Origin of the sequence: Microbacterium jepli (genome assembly GCF_047237905.1) — a bacterium.
GTDB lineage: Bacteria > Actinomycetota > Actinomycetes > Actinomycetales > Microbacteriaceae > Microbacterium.
Genome location: NZ_JBDFLW010000005.1, coordinates 794,996 through 809,532, shown reverse-complemented (window position 1 = coordinate 809,532; position 14,537 = coordinate 794,996). Strand labels below are relative to the sequence as shown.

Below are 14,537 nucleotides of genomic sequence, written 5' to 3'. Positions count from 1 at the left end.
GGGTGCGCCGATCACCGGACGAAGGCCATAGGCCTGAGTCCTGCCTGACGGCCGGCGGTCAGAAGGCGTAGCGCACGCGGCAGTACGGGAGGTGCCGCGCGATGAGGCTTTCCAGCTGCGCGACGGCCTGACTCTTGAGTCCGTAGCGGTAGCGCACGTTGACAGCCCCGTTCTGCGACAGCTTCGTCTCCTGGTTCTCCGGCGTCCACAGCAGCTCCTCCGCCTTCGGATGCCATCCGAGGTTCACGTCGTGCAGCTGCTCGTTGTGGGTGAGGAAGATGACCTCGCAGGCGAGCTGGGCCTTCGCGCGAGGGCTGAGCGCGGCATCCAGCTGCTCGAAGAGCTCGGTCCACTCGCCGATCCACTCGGGAGTAAGGATGACGGGCGAGAAATTGACGTGCACTTCATAGCCCGCCTCGACGAAGTCGTTGATCGCGGCGATGCGCTCCGCCATCGGCGACGTGCGCAGGTCGGTAACTTTCGCGACGGCGGTCGGCATGAGGGAGAAGCGGATGCGTACGCGGCCGGCGGGGTCCCACTCCAGCAGGTCGCGGTTGACGAACTTGGTCGCGAACGAGGCCTTGGCGGTCGGCGTCATGCGGAAGAGGTCGCACAGGTCGCGGACGTTCTCGCTGAGGAGGGCGTCGACCGAGCAGTCGCTGTTCTCGCCGATGTCGTAGACCCACGCCTCGGGGTCGCACTGCGTCGGCTCGGTCTTCACGCCCTGCTTCGCGATGTGGCGGGCGACGTGCCGCGAGATCTGCTCGATGTTCGCGAACACCGTCACGGGGTTGCTGTATCCCTTGCGCCGCGGCACGTAGCAGTAGGCGCACGCCATCGCGCAGCCGTTGGCCGTGCTCGGCGCGATGAAGTCGGCCGAGCGTCCGTTCGGCCTCGTGACGAGGCTCTTCTTCACGCCCAGGACGAGGGCCTCGGTCTTGATGCGCACCCATCGCGCGACATTCGCCTCGTCGCCGTGCACCTCGGGGATCTGCCAGTGCGACGCGACCGGCACGATCTCGGCATCGGGCCAGCGGGCCACGATCTCCTGCCCGCGCGGCAGTTCGAGGGCGGCGTCCTCCGCGTAGATGCGGGTCACCTGCAGGAGGGTGGAGCGGGTGACAGGCATCCTTCCTGTCTACCCGCCCCCTCCGACATCCGCCCGGAGAGCGGGTGGCTTACGCCCAGGTCCAGGTGGACAGGACCGAGTCGGCGACCTCGGTGCGCTCGGGCTCCTCGACCGTCGTGCTGAAGGAGAAGGTCACGACGTAGGTCTGACCGCTGTTGGTCAGGTAGTACTGGTCGATGCGGTACTCGGCGCCCTCGGAGCTGAACAGCGCGGTGAGGTGCGCGGACTCGGAGCCGGCGACGTTCTCACGATCCAGCACCTGCACGTCGGTGGCGCCGGCGCCCTCGAGCTCCTGCACGCCGAGCGTCTCGACGTCGTCGGCGGAGATCTCGCCGGCCGGGCTCTTGATGACGTTCACGTTGTCGGAGAAGCCGTCGGTATCGGTGAGGTCGGCGGCGAGCGAGTCGGCCCCGGTGGTGCCGGCCTGGTCCTTGGCGTCCTCCCAGCCCTCGGGTGCCGTGTAGCTGTAGCCGTCACCGGTGATGGTGGTGCCCGAGGCGTCGGGGGCTTCGGTCTCGGGTGCGGCCGACTCCTGCGAGGCGGACTCCTGAGGCGCCGCCTCGTCGGGGGCGGTGGTGGCGGCGGGGCTCGCGCAGCCGGCGAGCGCGAGGACCGCGGTCAGGGCGAAGACGGGAAGGGCGGAGGTTCGGGCGATGCGGGACATGCTGTCACCGTAGGGGCAGGCCGGGCGCGGCATCCAATCTCCGTAGCGGGGTTGACCCGGCACCGGTCGACGCCCTACCTGTCGCCGAGCACCGTGCGGACGGGACGTCGGGCGCGCGGCGGGGGTCGTGCAGGATGGACGGAGGCGACGGACGGGGAGCAGGGATGAGCAGGCGCGAGGATGCGGCATCCGCTCCCTTCGACGACGTCGATGCGTTCGCGGATCTGATGCGCGAACAGCCGGATCCGCCCGCAGACGGCGAGTGGGTCGATGATCCGCGGCGCCGGCGCGCGCGTCGACGGCGCGGCCTGATCATCGCCCTGGTGCTGCTCCTCGTGCTCGTCGGGGCACCGGTCGCCTATGCGGCATGGGCGCTGAACGCACCGGTCGCCGCGCCCGTGGGGACGATGAGCACCCCGCAGGTGGCGGCCGCCGCACCGGTCGCGCTGACGCTGCCCGCCGAGGGCGCGACCGCGATCAGCGTGAGCGGCGGCGAGGCGTACCTCGGCGACACCGCGGCCGGCATCTGGGCCGCGAACGGCGGGGACGACCCACGCCCGATCGCCAGCATCACGAAGCTCGTCACCGCGATGGTCATCTTGGACGCGATCCCCCTCGCCGGCTCCGACGACCCCTGGCCGACCATCACCTTCACCAAGGCCGACCACGACCTCTACGACGAGTACTACGTGCAGGGCGCGACCATCGCCCCGATGCCGACGGGCGACACGCTCTCGCTGCACGATGCGCTCGCGACGATGCTCATCCCCTCGGCGAGCAACTACGCCGACGCGGTCTCACGCTGGGTCTTCGGGTCTCAGGGCGCCTTCGTCGACGCCGCACGCGCCTGGCTCGACGCGCAGGGCCTCACGGGCACGACCATCGTCGAGCCGACGGGGCTGAGCCCCGACAACACGAGCCGCCCCAGCGAACTGATCACGATCGGAAAGCTCGCCGCCGCGAACCCGGTGATCTCGCAGATCGCGGCAACCGGGACCCTCGCGCTCCGCGGGCCGGGGTTCATGGTGAACACCAACTCGCTCCTCGGCCGAGACGGCGTCACCGGCCTCAAAACGGGCACGTTCGGTCTGGACTCCTACAACCTGCTGTTCACCGCGGCGCTCGACGTCGGCATCGGCGCACCGCTGCAGGTGACCGGGGTCAGGATGGGCGGCGCGACCCGCGACTCGACGAACGCCGACGTGCTCGCGCTGCTCAGCAGCATCCGCGCCGGCTTCCATGAGGTTCCGGTGTCGACCGCGGGCCAGGAGATCGGCTCCTTCACGACCGCCTGGGGCGCGTCGGCGACGCTCGTGCTGCGCGATGCGGCCTCGGTGCTGACGTGGTCCGACACCCCCATCACGGCATCGCTGTCGACCACCGCGCCCGTGACGTACCGCGACGGCGAGGAGATCGGCTCGATGACCTGGACCGCCGGGCCGAACACCGCCACCTCCGTCGTCGAGGTCGAAGGCGACATCGAGCCGCCCACCGAGTGGTGGCGCCTGACGCATCCGACGGAGCTCGGTCTGCCCTGGGGCCCGCCGCCGGGCTGAGCGGTCGCTGCGGCGGTCTCAGCCGCCGATGGCGTTCATGCCGCGCGCGGGCTGCAGGAATCCGGGGTCGTTGATCGCGTGACCCGGAAGCTTGCCGTGCACGCAGGAGCGCAGCATCCCGTCGATCCCGTCGTCGATCGACGCGGAGTCGCCGTCGCGCAGGATCGGCACGAGGTCGTATTCGGTGGTCGAGAAGAGGCAGTTGCGCAGCTGTCCGTCGGCCGTGAGGCGGAGCCGGTCGCAGTCGCCGCAGAACGGCGCGGTCACCGAGGCGATCACTCCCACGGTGTGCGGGCCGCCGTCCAGGGTCCACCGCTCGGCGGGAGCGCCGCCGCGACCGGGGATGGGCGTGAGCTCCCAGCGGGCCGCGAGCGCCGCGAGGATCTCCTCGCGCGTCACCATCTGGGCGCGATCCCAGGTGTGGCCGGCGTCGAGCGGCATCTGCTCGATGAAGCGGAGCTCTGCACCGTGGTCGACGGCGAACTGCACGAGGTCGGCGAGCTCGTCGTCGTTCACGCCGCGCATGGCGACGGTGTTGAGCTTGAGGGGACGCAGACCGGATGCCGCGGCCGCCGCGATCCCCTCGAAGACCTCGTCGATGCGATCCCGCCGGGTGAGCTCGTGGAAGCGCGCACGGTCGAGGGTGTCGATGCTGATGTTGAGACGGTTCAGGCCCGCGTCGACGAGCGCCGGGAGCTTCTCGGCGAGCTTGATGCCGTTGGTGGTCATCGCCAGCTGCACCGGGCCCGACGGCGACGAGATCGCCGAAAGACGACGCACGACCTCGACGATGTCGGTGCGCAGCAGGGGCTCGCCACCCGTGAGGCGGAACGTCGAGACGCCGGCCGCGGCGGCGACGCGCGCGATCCGCTCGATCTCGTCGAGAGTCAGGATGCTGGAGCGGGCCAGCCACTCGTTGCCCTGCTCGGGCATGCAATAGGTGCAGCGCAGCGAGCAGCGGTCGGTCAGCGAGACCCGCAGATCACGGTGGACGCGGCCGTGGGTGTCGACGAGGGGGTCGCCCGGCGCTCCGCTGGGGACGCCGACCGGCGCGCGCACGCCGAGCATCACGGGAACGGCCGTCACGACCGGTCCCCCGCTCTGCGACGCGAACCCATGTCCCGAGCGTAATCGCGCAGCGGGGCGGTCCGGGCCGCCCGGTGCCGGGCGGGGCGCAGACACAGCGCCCTCACCGCTTCGCGCCGACCGCGTGTGCATAGCGCAGGCGTGTCTCTTCCAGCGATTCGCCCCGACCCCGTGGGCACAGCGCAGGCGTATCCGCCACGCGGGGGCTCGTACCGAAGGTTCGGGAGCTTCTGGGCGCCGTTCTGCCTGCGTTGTGCTCGCGGTCGCTCGCCAGGCTCGGGCCGGCTACCCGCGCAGCGTCAGCCCATGGGGCGCAGCGGCTGGAGCCGCACGTGACGCTCGCGCACGTGCAGTCGCACGGCGGAGCCGAGGCGCAGGCCGAGCTCGGCCGCCTCGTCGACGGCCACGTCGACGGCGACGGCGGGCTCGGCGGTGTGCACGCGCACCGCGCCGGGCAGCTGCTCGAGGCGCACGACCCGCGCGCTCCACTCGCCGGGCACGGGTCGCTCGAGCTCGGCGCGGCGGAGGACGCCCGTCCAGGTGCTGTCCGTGATCGTCGCGAGTCGCACATCGGACGGGCGGAACGTGGCCGCGACGGGCGTCCCGTCGGGCAGAGCCGGCGCAGGAGCGGAGCCGGGGCCGGATGCCGCAGCCGCAGCCGCAGCCGCAGGCGCGGAGCCGGGAGCGAATGCTGCAGCCACCGTCCCGGTCAGCACGACGTCACCGGCGGGGAACGCGGCGTGCCACCGCCCGTCGCGCAGGGCACCCTCGACGCGATTCACTCCGGCCAGCGCGGCGACGAAGCGGGTCGCCGGGGCGGCGAGCACCGCCCGCACCGTGCCCTCCTGCACCACACGACCCGCCTCGAGCACGGCGAGCCGGCCGGCCATCGCCGCGGCATCCACCACATCGTGGGTCACCACGACGGCGGTCGCGTGCGCGTGGACGAGCTGCTCCGCGACCATCGCGCGGATGTCGCCGGCGGTCTCGGGGTCGAGCGAAGTCAGCGGCTCGTCCAGCAGCAGCACCCGCGGCTGCACGGCGAGCGCGCGGGCGACCGCGACGCGCTGCTGCTGCCCGCCCGACAGCTGGGAGGGACGACGATCTCCGGAGCCCGGGAGCCCGACGCGCCAGAGCCACTCGTCGGCGTCGCGATCGGCATCGGCGCGTGACAGCCCCTGGGCGCGGAGTCCGAACGCGACGTTCGCACGGGCGGTGAGGTGCGGGAAGAGCCGCGCCTCCTGTCCGAGGAGCACGGCGCCGCGTCGGGCGGGCGGGGTGGAGCGGCGGGCCGAGGCGACGACGTTGCGGCCGATCGACACCTCGCCCGACGTGGGGCGGATGAGCCCCGCGATCGCGCCGAGGAGCGTCGACTTGCCCGCCCCGCTCGGACCCATCACGGCCACGACCTCGCCGGGCTCGAGATGCAGCTCGACGTCGAGGCGGAAGCCCGGACGCTCGACGACGACGTGCGCCGACAGCGCCGCGCCGCTCATCGCGCCGCCCCCGGACGCCAGGCGCGCACGAGCAGGAGCACGGTGAGCGCGGTCACGAGCAGCAGCAGGCTGAGCGCGACGGCGGTACCCTGCCCGACGCCGGAGCCGTTGAAGGCCGTATAGATCGCGAGCGGCATGGTCTGCGTCACGCCGGGTGCGTTGCCCGCGAACAGAGCGGTCGCGCCGAACTCGCCGATGGCGCGGGCGAAGCAGAGCACGGTGCCGGCCACGAGCCCCGGCGCCGCGAGCGGGAGGGTGATGCGCCACAGGATGCGCCAGCGTCCCGCGCCGAGGGTCGCCGCCGTCCGCTCGAAGGCGACGCCGGAGGTACGCAGCGATCCCTCCACGGCGAGCACCAGGAAGGGCAGCGCGACGAAGGTCTGGGCGAGGACGACGGCGGGTGTGGTGAAGGGCACCCGGATGCCGAGCCACGCGTCCAGCAGCTGACCGAGCGCCCCGTTCCGCCCGAAGAGATAGAGCAGCGCGACGCCGCCGACCATCGGCGGCAGCACGAGCGGCACGGTCACCAAAGCGCGCAGCAGCCCCGCGACCCGCGGACCGCTGCGCGCGATCAGGAGCGCGAGCGGCACACCCAGCACGAGGCAGATCGCCGTGGCGATCACGCCGGTGCGCACCGACAGCCACAGCGCGTCGACGGCGGCCGGCGCGGTGATGTCCGCCCACAGGGTCGACCACTCCGCGCGGGCGACGAGGGCGCCGAGCGGGACGATGAGGAGGGCGAGCCCCACGACGGCGGGCACGGCCAGCACCGGCGGGACGAACCCCTGGGTCTCGCGCGCTCCGCTCATCAGGTCCTGACGCTATCGCGGCCGAGGAGGCGGCCTGGCTGCCTCACGGTGCGCCGAAGCCCAGCTCAGCGAGGATGCCTCGTCCGCTCGGACCGGTCACGAACGCGGTGAAGGCGGCGGCCGCCTCCGGGTTCGCCGCACCCGACAGCGCCGCCACGGGATAGCGGTTGACGACCTCGTCGGCGCCCTCCGGCACGATCGAGTCGACATCGGCGTCGCCGATCACGTCGGTCGCGTAGACGAGCCCGGCATCCGCCTCATCGGCCGCCACCTTGGTAAGCACAGCCTTCACGTTCTGCTCGGAGCTGACCGGGGTGACGACGACGTTCTGCGCGGACAGCAGCGTCTGCGACGCAGCGCCGCACGGCACCTCGGCCGCGCACAGCACGACCGACACCCCCGGGCGCGCGAGATCTGCGAGACCGCCGATGCCGGCGGGATTGCCGGTCGGAACGGCGATGACGAGCGTGTTGCTCGCGAAGAGCTCGGCCGAGCCCGCGACGAGGCCGGCGTCGGCGACCTTCGTCATGTTCTTCTCGTCGGCCGACGCGAAGACGTCGGCCGACGCACCCTCGACGATCTGCGTGGCGAGGGTGCTCGACCCGTCGTAGACGACTGGACGCACGTCGACGCCCGGATACTCCTGCGCGAACGCCGTCGCGATCTCATCGAACGCGGTGCCGAGCGAGGCGGCGGCGTACACCGTCAGCTCCCCCGTGAGCGCGGATGCCGGGCCGGCGGTCGACGACGCCGACGCGTCCGAGGACGAAGGAGCACCCGCGCCCGACGCGCATCCGGACAGGAGCAGAGCGGATGCCGCGGCCGCTGCCACCACAGCGAGGAGTCTCCGCACGGCTCAGCCCCTCGGCGTCTCGACGATGACGGTGGTCGCCTTCACGACGGCGACGGCGAGCGAACCGACCTCGAGGCCGAGGTCGCGCACCGCCTCCGCGGACATGAGCGACACGACCCGGTGAGGCCCCGCCTGGATGTCGACCTGGGCCATCACGGTGTCGGCCTGAATGCGCGTCACCAGCCCGACGAACCTGTTGCGCGCGCTGGAGAGCACATCGGTCGGGTCGGGCGCGGCTCCCGCCTGCGCGACCGCGCGAGCGGCCAGCGCCTCGCCGGGGATCTCGGTCGGCGTCGAGCCCGTCGTCGACAGCACGCCCTGGTCGACCCACCGCCGGATGGTGTCGTCGCTCACGCCGAGCAGACGGGCGGCATCGGAGATGCGATATGCGGACATAATCCGATGATATCTCCGCGTGTGCGGGTTCCAGCACCGCTTCACGACCCGGCCGTTAGCCTGAATCCATGTCGTTCCCTGCGCTGGTCGAACCCGTCGACACGCTCACTCCCACGGAGCGCGCGCGCACTGCGCGGCACGCGAGTCTCGCCGAGCTCGGCGACGTCGGACAGCGCCGGCTCGCCGCCGCGCACATCGCCGTCATCGGCGCGGGCGGCCTCGGATCGCCGGTCATCCTGGCCCTCGCCGCCGCCGGCGTCGGCACGCTCACGGTCATAGACGACGACGTCGTGGAGCTCTCGAACCTCCAGCGGCAGGTCATCCACCGGCTCGACGACGTCGGCGCCGCCAAGACCGACAGCGCCGCGCGGGCCGCGGCGCAGCTGTCGCCCGAGACCCGCGTCGTCACCGTGCGCGACCGCCTGACCGCGGACAACGCCGTCGACCTGCTGCGCGAGGCGCACCTCGTCATCGACGGCTCGGACGTCTTCTCGACGCGCGAGGCCGTCGCCGCCGCGGTGGAGGAGCTGGGCATCCCCCTCGTGTGGGGGGCCATCCAGTCCTTCGACGCCCAGGTCACCGTCTTCTGGAGCGACCCGCCCGCGGGGCACGCGCCCGTCCGCCTGAGCGACCTGTATCCGGTCGGCAGCGCCGACGACGCCCCCACCTGCGCGGCGGTCGGCGTGCTCGGCGCGTTGTGCATCCAGGTCGGCGGTCTCATGGCGATCGAGGCGATCAAGCTCGTCGCCGGCATCGGCCGGCCGCTGCTCGGTCGCGTGCTCGTGATCGACTCCCTCGGCGGTCGCCAGTCCGAGGTCCCGCTCCGGGGCACGGCGGCGGCGGCTCCATCGCCGGCAGTCGAGACGGATGCCGCGCCCCGACCCCGATGGATGCCCCTCGACGAGGCCGACGCGGCCGTCGCCGCCGGCATCCGCGTGGTCGATGTGCGCGAGCCGCACGAGACGGCCGCGGGCATGATCCCCGGCTCCGCCGCCCTGCCGCTGGCCGACGTGCTGGCCGACCCGGCTGCCGCCGGCCCCGGCCCGGTGCTGGTGGTGTGCGCCGTAGGCGCCCGAGCGGATCGGGCCGCCGCGGCGATGCTCGCGCACGGGATCGACGCGGTCGTGCTCGCCGGCGGCATGCGGGCCTGGGAGGCCCGAGCCGCGGCCGACGGCGCGGCGGTGCCCGCGTGAGCGGCCCGCACGCGAGCGAGCACCCCCACGCCAGCGGGCACGGGCACGGAAAACACGACGCCGCCCGGGACTCCCGCCTCCGCACCGTCGAGGAGCACCTCGCGGTCGTCCTGTCCGCCGTGCGCGTGCTGCCGACGACGCGCGTCCCCCTGAGCGAGGCGTTCGGCCGCACGCTGGCCGAACCCGTCGTGTCGCGCGTCGACATCCCGGTCTTCGACAACTCGGCCATGGACGGATTCGCGGTGCGATCCGAGGATGTCGCGGCCGCAGCATCCCATCACCCCGTCCGGCTGCGCGTGGTCGCCGACCTCCCGGCCGGCACGTCGCTCGACCCCGCACTCCGGCCCGGCGAGGCGGCCCGCATCATGACGGGCTCCCCCGTCCCGGCGGAGGCCGACGCGATCGTGCCGTTCGAGGACACCGCGGGCGGGCTCGACGGCACCGGCGAGATCGTCGAGGTGCTGGCCCCTGCGGCGGCCGGCGCTCACGTGCGCCGGCGCGGAGCGGACTCCGTCGCGGGCACCGAGATCGTCCCGGCGGGCGTTGTGCTCGGCGGCTTCCAGGTCGCCGCGGCCGCAGCCGCGGGCGTGCCCGAGGTCGTGGTCCATCACGCTCCCCGTGTGGCGGTGGTCTCGACGGGCAGCGAATTGGCCGAGCCGGGCAGTGCGCTCGAGCGGGGGCAGATCCCGGAGTCGAATTCGCTGCTCCTCGACGGACTGGTGCGCGGCGCCGGCGCCGACGTCGTGCTGCGGGCCACGGTGCCCGACGAGGTCGGCGCGTTGCGTCGCGTGCTGGCCGAAGCGGCAGACCGTGGCGCGGACGTGATCATCACCTCCGGCGGCGTCAGTGCCGGCGCCTACGAGGTGGTGAAGGACACGTTCGGCCCCGGCGGCGAGTTGCAGTTCACGAAGGTCGCCATGCAGCCGGGCAAGCCGCAGGGGTTCGGCGTGCTCGAGGGTGGCATGCTCGTGTTCGGACTCCCCGGCAACCCGGTCAGCGTCGCCGTGTCGTTCGAGACCTTCGTGCGCCCGGCGCTCCTCGCGCTTCAGGGTCGTGCAGAGCGTCAGCGCGACGTGCTGCGCCTGCCAGCGGCGGTCGCGTGGCGCACTCCCCCCGGCCGTCGGCAGTACCTGCCCGCGGCGATCGACCGCTCCGACCCGGCGCGCTGGACCGTGCGACCGGCCACCGCCGGCGGATCGGGCTCCCACCTCGCCGGCGGTCTCGCCGCCGCCGAGGCGTTCGCGGTCGTCCCCGCCGACGTGTCCGCCGTCGCCGCCGGCGACCTCGTGGATGTCATGCTGATTCCATGAGCTTCACCCACCTGGATGCCGCGGGTCACGCCCGCATGGTCGACGTCACCGAGAAGCAGCCGACGGTCCGCTCGGCCACTGCGCGCGGCTTCGTCCGCTGCTCGCCCGACATCGTCGCCGCGCTCCGCGACGGCTCCGTCCCGAAGGGCGACGTGCTCGCCGTGGCGCGCATCGCGGGTATCCAGGGCGCCAAGCAGACCCCCGCGCTCCTGCCGCTCGCGCATGTCATCGGGGTGCACGGGGCGACGGTCGACCTCGCCGTCGTAGACGCTGGCGTCGCCGTCGAGGCGACGGTGCGCACCGCGGATCGCACAGGTGTCGAGATGGAGGCCCTCACGGCCGTGTCGGTCGCGGCCCTGGCCGTCGTCGACATGGTGAAGGGGCTCGACAAGGCCACCTCGATCGAGGACGTGCGCATCATCGCCAAGACCGGCGGCAAGTCCGGCCCGTGGGTGCGCCCCGGCGAGCACGCCCGCTCGGACGGGGAGACGCCCTGATGGCGCTCGTCCGCTTCTTCGCCGCCGCCCGCGAGGCCGTCGGCGCCGACGAGCTGATCCGCTCGGAGAAGACGCTCGGCGATCTCCGCACGGCTCTGGTGAGCGACCACCCCGCGCTGACCGACATCCTCCCGCGCTGCGCCGTGCTCGTCGCGGGCGAGCGCACGGGCGACGAGCACCCCCTGGTGCCCGACGACGTCATCGACGTGCTGCCGCCCTTCGCCGGCGGCTGATCCGGAAGCGCGCATCGGGCCGCCGCGGCGCCCCGCGATAATGGGCACATGTCCGCTTACTCCGAACGCCGTTCCAACCCGACCGCGTGGGCCGCGTTCTGGTTCGGACTCGCCGGCCTCGTGCTCATGCCCATTCCGCTGTTCATCGGCCTGATCCTCGGCGGCGGCCTGTCCGTCGTCGCCGCGATCTTCGGCGTCATCGCGCTGCTCAAGGGCCTCGCACGCAGCGGCCGGGGCATCGCTCCTGTCGTCTTCGCGGCGATCTTCATCGCCCTCACGTGGGGCGGCATCTCCATCGGCGGCGGCACGATCTGGTAGGTCGAGGACGGGGTGGCGGCGCCCAGGAGGCTCAGCCGCCGATGCCCTTCCACGCGGTGGTGCCGTCGGCCTCCACCTGACGCTTCCACACCGGCAGCTCGAGCTTGATCTGCTCGATGACCGCGCGGCACACCTCGAACGCCTCGGCGCGGTGCGGCGATGCCACGGCGATCACGACCGCGGCATCGCCGACGGCGAGACGGCCGACCCGGTGGCTGACGGCCACCGAGGCCGCGGTGCCCGCCGACGCCTTCTCCGCGATGGTGCGCAGCGCGCTCTCCGCGTCGGGGTGCGCGGAGTACTCCAGTGCGACGACGGCACCCGCGGCATCCGGATCATGGTCGCGCACCCGGCCGACGAACGTCGTCACCGCTCCCGAGCTCGCGTCGTCGACGGCGTCGAGGTGCTCATCGAGGACGAGCGCCACATCGCTGATGCGGGCCAGCCGCACGTCGCCGGGCATCAGCGCGAGCCTCCGGGAGCGGGGGCGGACGGTGCGGCGGGAGTGCGGGTCGACATGCGATCAGCCTAGGTCGGCTCCCGGTGGGCGAGGGGCAGGATGCGCTCGCTCGCAACCCCCTTCTCGCTCTCGTGGGGCGCGGTCCAGCGTGAGGGACATGAGTGCAGAAGAACCCGACGCGCGTTCGGGCATGCGGCTGATGTTCTGGGCGTGGATGACGCTGATCGTCGTGGGGCTGACGATCATGATCGCGCTGCCTCTGGCGGGACGCTGAGATGCGCCGGTTCCTCCGAGACAACGGGCTGAGCGTCGTGTTCCTGGCCATCTTCCTCGCCGCGCTCGTCGGTCAGTCCTTCGCCGGACTCGCGTACACGAACGAGGACCTCGCGCAGCACGGTCTCCCACCCGTCGACTACTTCGCCTTCGTGAGCTCGTCGGACTTCCTCGTCGACGTCGCGGAGAACTGGCAGTCGGAGTTCCTGCAGTTCTTCCTCTTCATTCTCGCGACGATCTGGCTCATCCAGCGCGGTTCGCCGGAGTCGAAGATCCCCGGCGACGCCGGCCTCGGCACCGACGAGGACCAGATGGTCGGCGAGCACGCGCGGCCCGACTCGCCGTCGTGGGCGCGCGCCGGCGGCATGCGCCGGTGGATCTACTCGAACTCGCTCCTGATGGTGATGGGCGCGGTGTTCCTCCTCTCGTGGTTCGCGCAGTCGCTGGCCGGCACCACCGTCGCGAGCGATGAGAACGCCCAGCACGGCCTGCCGCCGCTCACCTGGCTGGACTACGTCATGTCCGCCGACTTCTGGAACCGCACGCTGCAGAACTGGCAGTCGGAATTCCTCGCCGTCGGCGCCATGGTCGCGTTCTCGATCTATCTGCGCCAGCGCGGGTCGAGCGAGTCGAAGCCCGTCGGGCTGCCGCACCACACGAGCTCGGTCGAATCCGACTGACGACGGGATGCTGCGCCGCCGCCGGGCGCGCGGCACACAGGTCTGACGGCGGGAGCCCTCAGTGGTCGCTGCCGGCGAGCTGCGCGACGATGTGCGCGGCCACGGAGAGGATGATGGGCATCCCGGTCTCGACCGCGTTCGGGGAGCCGGGGAGGTTGACGATGAGCGCACCGGGCCGATCATGGGTCGGGTCGACGACCCCGACGAGCCCGCGCGCGAGCATTCCGGTGAGCTTGACCGCGGCATCCGCCCGACGCAGCTCCTCGGCGATGCCGGGCACCTCGCGGTCGATGACGCCACGCGTCCCTTCGGGCGTCTGGTCGCGGGGCGAGACGCCCGTGCCGCCCGTGGTGACGACGAGACGCGCCCCCTCAGCCAGCGCCTCCCGCACCGCGGCCTCGACGCTGTCGGCTCCGTCGGGCACGACCGTGGCCGCGGCGCACGTCCAGCCCGCGGCGGTCAGCGCCGCGACGGCGATCGGACCGCTGCCGTCGGAGCGCTCCCCGGCCGCCGTGCGGTCGGACACGGTGATGACGGTGGCCGTGAGGCTCTCGCGCGGGGTCTCGTGGTGATGCGACATGGCTTCACCTTATGGCCGGGCGCTCGTCCCGCCTGGGAGCGCGAGCATGATGGAGTCATGCCTGCAGAGCACCGTCCCGGACTGCGGGTGACGCCCGGGGTCGTGATCCCCGAGGCGGAGCTCCGGTGGCGCTTCTCGCGATCCTCCGGACCCGGCGGGCAGGGGGTGAACACCGCGGACTCCCGCGTGGAGCTCGTCTGGGATGCCGCGCGGTCGGCTGCCCTGTCGGCGGTTCAGCGCGAGCGGGTGCTCGAGAGGCTGAGCGGACGCCTCGTCGACGGGGTGCTCACGATCGCGGCATCCGAGACGCGAGCGCAGCTGCGCAACCGGGAGGCCGCGCGTGCCCGCCTCGTCGCACTCGTCGCCGAGGCCCTCCGGCCTCCCGCTCCCCCTCGCCGGGCGACCAAGCCGACGCGCGGCTCGAAGGAGCGCCGCCTCACCTCGAAGAAGCAGCGCACCGACGTCAAGCGCCTGCGGCGCCCGCCGACAGACTGAGGTCGTTCAGATGCGGGAGCGATCCCAGCGGTCGCCCGAGTAGCTGAGGATGAAGTAGCCGATGAGCGACAGCAGCCACAGCAGGAAGATCGAGAACACCGCGCCGTGGCCGAACGCCCGGCCGAGTCGCAGGGCGACGATGACGGCGAAGACGATGTTGACGAGCGGCACGAACAGGAGCAGGCCCCACCAGGCCAACAGGCCGGCGGCCCGCACGATGAAGAAGGCGGCGACGACGGGGATGAGCGCGACCCATCCCGGCTGTCCCGCCTTCTTGAGGAAGGGCCACACGGCGGCGACGAAGAAGATGTAGCCGATGAGTCCGCCGACGATGGAACCCGTCGTGGAGCCGGAGGTGTCGGTGTTCTGAATCGAGGCGAGGAGCGGCAGGGCGAGAGAGAGGCTGAGCATGCCGCGATCAAGGGCGACGCGGGACCGCGCACAGGGGACCCAGGTCCACACGTCGTCGAGCGGCGGACGCTGTGACGCCAGGACGCCGTCGCGCCCGC

At 72.6% G+C, this 14,537-nt stretch carries 18 protein-coding genes; 8 read left to right on the top strand and 10 right to left on the bottom strand.

What is annotated here, in order from left to right; all coding sequences use genetic code 11:
• Positions 1-58: 58 nt before the first annotated feature.
• On the bottom strand, positions 59-1,129 hold the full coding sequence (locus ABC304_RS08100) for a spore photoproduct lyase family protein (protein WP_412930089.1): 1,071 nt from the start codon (positions 1,127-1,129) through the stop codon (positions 59-61).
• Positions 1,130-1,178: 49 nt separating this feature from the next.
• Positions 1,179-1,793 (bottom strand): hypothetical protein, encoded by a 615-nt coding sequence (locus ABC304_RS08095; RefSeq protein WP_412930088.1) that lies wholly within the window; start codon positions 1,791-1,793, stop codon positions 1,179-1,181.
• 164 nt (positions 1,794-1,957) lie between these two features.
• On the opposite strand from ABC304_RS08095, the gene ABC304_RS08090 reads away from it, so the two are divergent.
• Positions 1,958-3,349 (top strand): D-alanyl-D-alanine carboxypeptidase family protein, encoded by a 1,392-nt coding sequence (locus tag ABC304_RS08090; protein WP_412930087.1) that lies wholly within the window; start codon positions 1,958-1,960, stop codon positions 3,347-3,349.
• An 18-nt stretch (positions 3,350-3,367) separates the two neighbouring features.
• On the opposite strand, the gene moaA is transcribed toward ABC304_RS08090, so the two are convergent.
• The 5 genes from moaA to ABC304_RS08065 all read right to left on the bottom strand — a co-directional run bounded on the left by moaA (position 3,368) and on the right by ABC304_RS08065 (position 7,989).
• Positions 3,368-4,435 carry a GTP 3',8-cyclase MoaA gene (gene moaA, locus ABC304_RS08085; protein WP_412930086.1) on the bottom strand — a complete coding sequence of 356 codons (1,068 nt, stop codon included), beginning with the start codon at positions 4,433-4,435 and terminating at the stop codon, positions 3,368-3,370.
• A gap of 299 nt (positions 4,436-4,734) precedes the next feature.
• Positions 4,735-5,931, bottom strand: coding sequence for an ABC transporter ATP-binding protein (locus tag ABC304_RS08080; RefSeq protein WP_412930085.1), 1,197 nt, complete (start codon positions 5,929-5,931; stop codon positions 4,735-4,737).
• The gene (locus tag ABC304_RS08075) at positions 5,928-6,740 is read right to left on the bottom strand and encodes an ABC transporter permease (protein ID WP_412930084.1); all 813 of its coding nucleotides are present in this window, start codon (positions 6,738-6,740) and stop codon (positions 5,928-5,930) included. Before ABC304_RS08075 ends, ABC304_RS08080 begins: the two co-directional genes overlap by 4 nt.
• A gap of 43 nt (positions 6,741-6,783) precedes the next feature.
• The gene (gene modA / locus ABC304_RS08070; RefSeq protein WP_412930083.1) at positions 6,784-7,593 is read right to left on the bottom strand and encodes a molybdate ABC transporter substrate-binding protein; all 810 of its coding nucleotides are present in this window, start codon (positions 7,591-7,593) and stop codon (positions 6,784-6,786) included.
• 3 nt (positions 7,594-7,596) lie between these two features.
• Positions 7,597-7,989: a TOBE domain-containing protein gene (locus tag ABC304_RS08065; RefSeq protein WP_412930082.1), complete on the bottom strand. Its 393-nt coding sequence runs from the start codon at positions 7,987-7,989 to the stop codon at positions 7,597-7,599.
• A 68-nt stretch (positions 7,990-8,057) separates the two neighbouring features.
• On the opposite strand from ABC304_RS08065, the gene ABC304_RS08060 reads away from it, so the two are divergent.
• The 5 genes from ABC304_RS08060 to ABC304_RS08040 are packed head-to-tail and all read left to right on the top strand — an operon-like array spanning position 8,058 to position 11,540.
• Complete coding sequence (locus ABC304_RS08060; RefSeq protein WP_412930081.1) at positions 8,058-9,182, top strand: ThiF family adenylyltransferase; 1,125 nt, start codon at positions 8,058-8,060, stop codon at positions 9,180-9,182.
• A complete protein-coding gene (locus tag ABC304_RS08055) occupies positions 9,179-10,492 on the top strand; it encodes a molybdopterin molybdotransferase MoeA (protein WP_412930080.1) in 1,314 nt (437 codons plus the stop codon). The genes ABC304_RS08060 and ABC304_RS08055 overlap by 4 nt, the downstream gene beginning before the upstream one ends.
• Positions 10,489-10,989 carry a cyclic pyranopterin monophosphate synthase MoaC gene (gene moaC / locus ABC304_RS08050; protein WP_412930079.1) on the top strand — a complete coding sequence of 167 codons (501 nt, stop codon included), beginning with the start codon at positions 10,489-10,491 and terminating at the stop codon, positions 10,987-10,989. The genes ABC304_RS08055 and moaC overlap by 4 nt, the downstream gene beginning before the upstream one ends.
• Positions 10,989-11,222: a MoaD/ThiS family protein gene (locus ABC304_RS08045; protein ID WP_412930078.1), complete on the top strand. Its 234-nt coding sequence runs from the start codon at positions 10,989-10,991 to the stop codon at positions 11,220-11,222. Before moaC ends, ABC304_RS08045 begins: the two co-directional genes overlap by 1 nt.
• Before the next feature lie 48 nt (positions 11,223-11,270).
• Positions 11,271-11,540 carry a hypothetical protein gene (locus ABC304_RS08040; protein WP_412930077.1) on the top strand — a complete coding sequence of 90 codons (270 nt, stop codon included), beginning with the start codon at positions 11,271-11,273 and terminating at the stop codon, positions 11,538-11,540.
• Between the two features lie 31 nt (positions 11,541-11,571).
• Here ABC304_RS08040 and ABC304_RS08035 read toward each other — a convergent pair whose 3' ends face one another.
• Positions 11,572-12,003 carry a molybdenum cofactor biosynthesis protein MoaE gene (locus ABC304_RS08035; protein WP_412930076.1) on the bottom strand — a complete coding sequence of 144 codons (432 nt, stop codon included), beginning with the start codon at positions 12,001-12,003 and terminating at the stop codon, positions 11,572-11,574.
• A gap of 272 nt (positions 12,004-12,275) precedes the next feature.
• Here ABC304_RS08035 and ABC304_RS08030 point away from each other — a divergent pair, with 272 nt between their 5' ends.
• Positions 12,276-12,953, top strand: a complete 678-nt coding sequence (locus ABC304_RS08030; protein ID WP_412930075.1) for a DUF6766 family protein — start codon at positions 12,276-12,278, stop codon at positions 12,951-12,953.
• 58 nt (positions 12,954-13,011) lie between these two features.
• On the opposite strand, the gene ABC304_RS08025 is transcribed toward ABC304_RS08030, so the two are convergent.
• Positions 13,012-13,533: a MogA/MoaB family molybdenum cofactor biosynthesis protein gene (locus ABC304_RS08025; RefSeq protein ID WP_412930074.1), complete on the bottom strand. Its 522-nt coding sequence runs from the start codon at positions 13,531-13,533 to the stop codon at positions 13,012-13,014.
• Between the two features lie 57 nt (positions 13,534-13,590).
• On the opposite strand from ABC304_RS08025, the gene arfB reads away from it, so the two are divergent.
• Positions 13,591-14,028, top strand: coding sequence for an alternative ribosome rescue aminoacyl-tRNA hydrolase ArfB (gene arfB / locus ABC304_RS08020; RefSeq protein WP_412930073.1), 438 nt, complete (start codon positions 13,591-13,593; stop codon positions 14,026-14,028).
• Positions 14,029-14,034: 6 nt separating this feature from the next.
• On the opposite strand, the gene ABC304_RS08015 is transcribed toward arfB, so the two are convergent.
• Complete coding sequence (locus ABC304_RS08015) at positions 14,035-14,439, bottom strand: DUF5684 domain-containing protein (protein WP_412930072.1); 405 nt, start codon at positions 14,437-14,439, stop codon at positions 14,035-14,037.
• Positions 14,440-14,537: the final 98 nt, after the last annotated feature.

Excerpts from the sequence above, each read along its gene's own strand:
- ABC304_RS08100 (WP_412930089.1), bottom strand. The coding sequence starts at position 1,129 with ATGCCTGTCACCCGCTCCACCCTCCTGCAGGTGACCCGCATCTACGCG.
- ABC304_RS08095 (WP_412930088.1), bottom strand. The coding sequence starts at position 1,793 with ATGTCCCGCATCGCCCGAACCTCCGCCCTTCCCGTCTTCGCCCTGACC.
- ABC304_RS08090 (WP_412930087.1), top strand. The coding sequence starts at position 1,958 with ATGAGCAGGCGCGAGGATGCGGCATCCGCTCCCTTCGACGACGTCGAT.
- ABC304_RS08080 (WP_412930085.1), bottom strand. The coding sequence starts at position 5,931 with ATGAGCGGCGCGGCGCTGTCGGCGCACGTCGTCGTCGAGCGTCCGGGC.
- ABC304_RS08075 (WP_412930084.1), bottom strand. The coding sequence starts at position 6,740 with ATGAGCGGAGCGCGCGAGACCCAGGGGTTCGTCCCGCCGGTGCTGGCC.
- ABC304_RS08065 (WP_412930082.1), bottom strand. The coding sequence starts at position 7,989 with ATGTCCGCATATCGCATCTCCGATGCCGCCCGTCTGCTCGGCGTGAGC.
- ABC304_RS08060 (WP_412930081.1), top strand. The coding sequence starts at position 8,058 with ATGTCGTTCCCTGCGCTGGTCGAACCCGTCGACACGCTCACTCCCACG.
- moaC (WP_412930079.1), top strand. The coding sequence starts at position 10,489 with ATGAGCTTCACCCACCTGGATGCCGCGGGTCACGCCCGCATGGTCGAC.
- ABC304_RS08045 (WP_412930078.1), top strand. The coding sequence starts at position 10,989 with ATGGCGCTCGTCCGCTTCTTCGCCGCCGCCCGCGAGGCCGTCGGCGCC.
- ABC304_RS08040 (WP_412930077.1), top strand. The coding sequence starts at position 11,271 with ATGTCCGCTTACTCCGAACGCCGTTCCAACCCGACCGCGTGGGCCGCG.
- ABC304_RS08035 (WP_412930076.1), bottom strand. The coding sequence starts at position 12,003 with ATGCCCGGCGACGTGCGGCTGGCCCGCATCAGCGATGTGGCGCTCGTC.
- ABC304_RS08030 (WP_412930075.1), top strand. The coding sequence starts at position 12,276 with ATGCGCCGGTTCCTCCGAGACAACGGGCTGAGCGTCGTGTTCCTGGCC.
- ABC304_RS08025 (WP_412930074.1), bottom strand. The coding sequence starts at position 13,533 with ATGTCGCATCACCACGAGACCCCGCGCGAGAGCCTCACGGCCACCGTC.
- arfB (WP_412930073.1), top strand. The coding sequence starts at position 13,591 with ATGCCTGCAGAGCACCGTCCCGGACTGCGGGTGACGCCCGGGGTCGTG.
- ABC304_RS08015 (WP_412930072.1), bottom strand. The coding sequence starts at position 14,439 with ATGCTCAGCCTCTCTCTCGCCCTGCCGCTCCTCGCCTCGATTCAGAAC.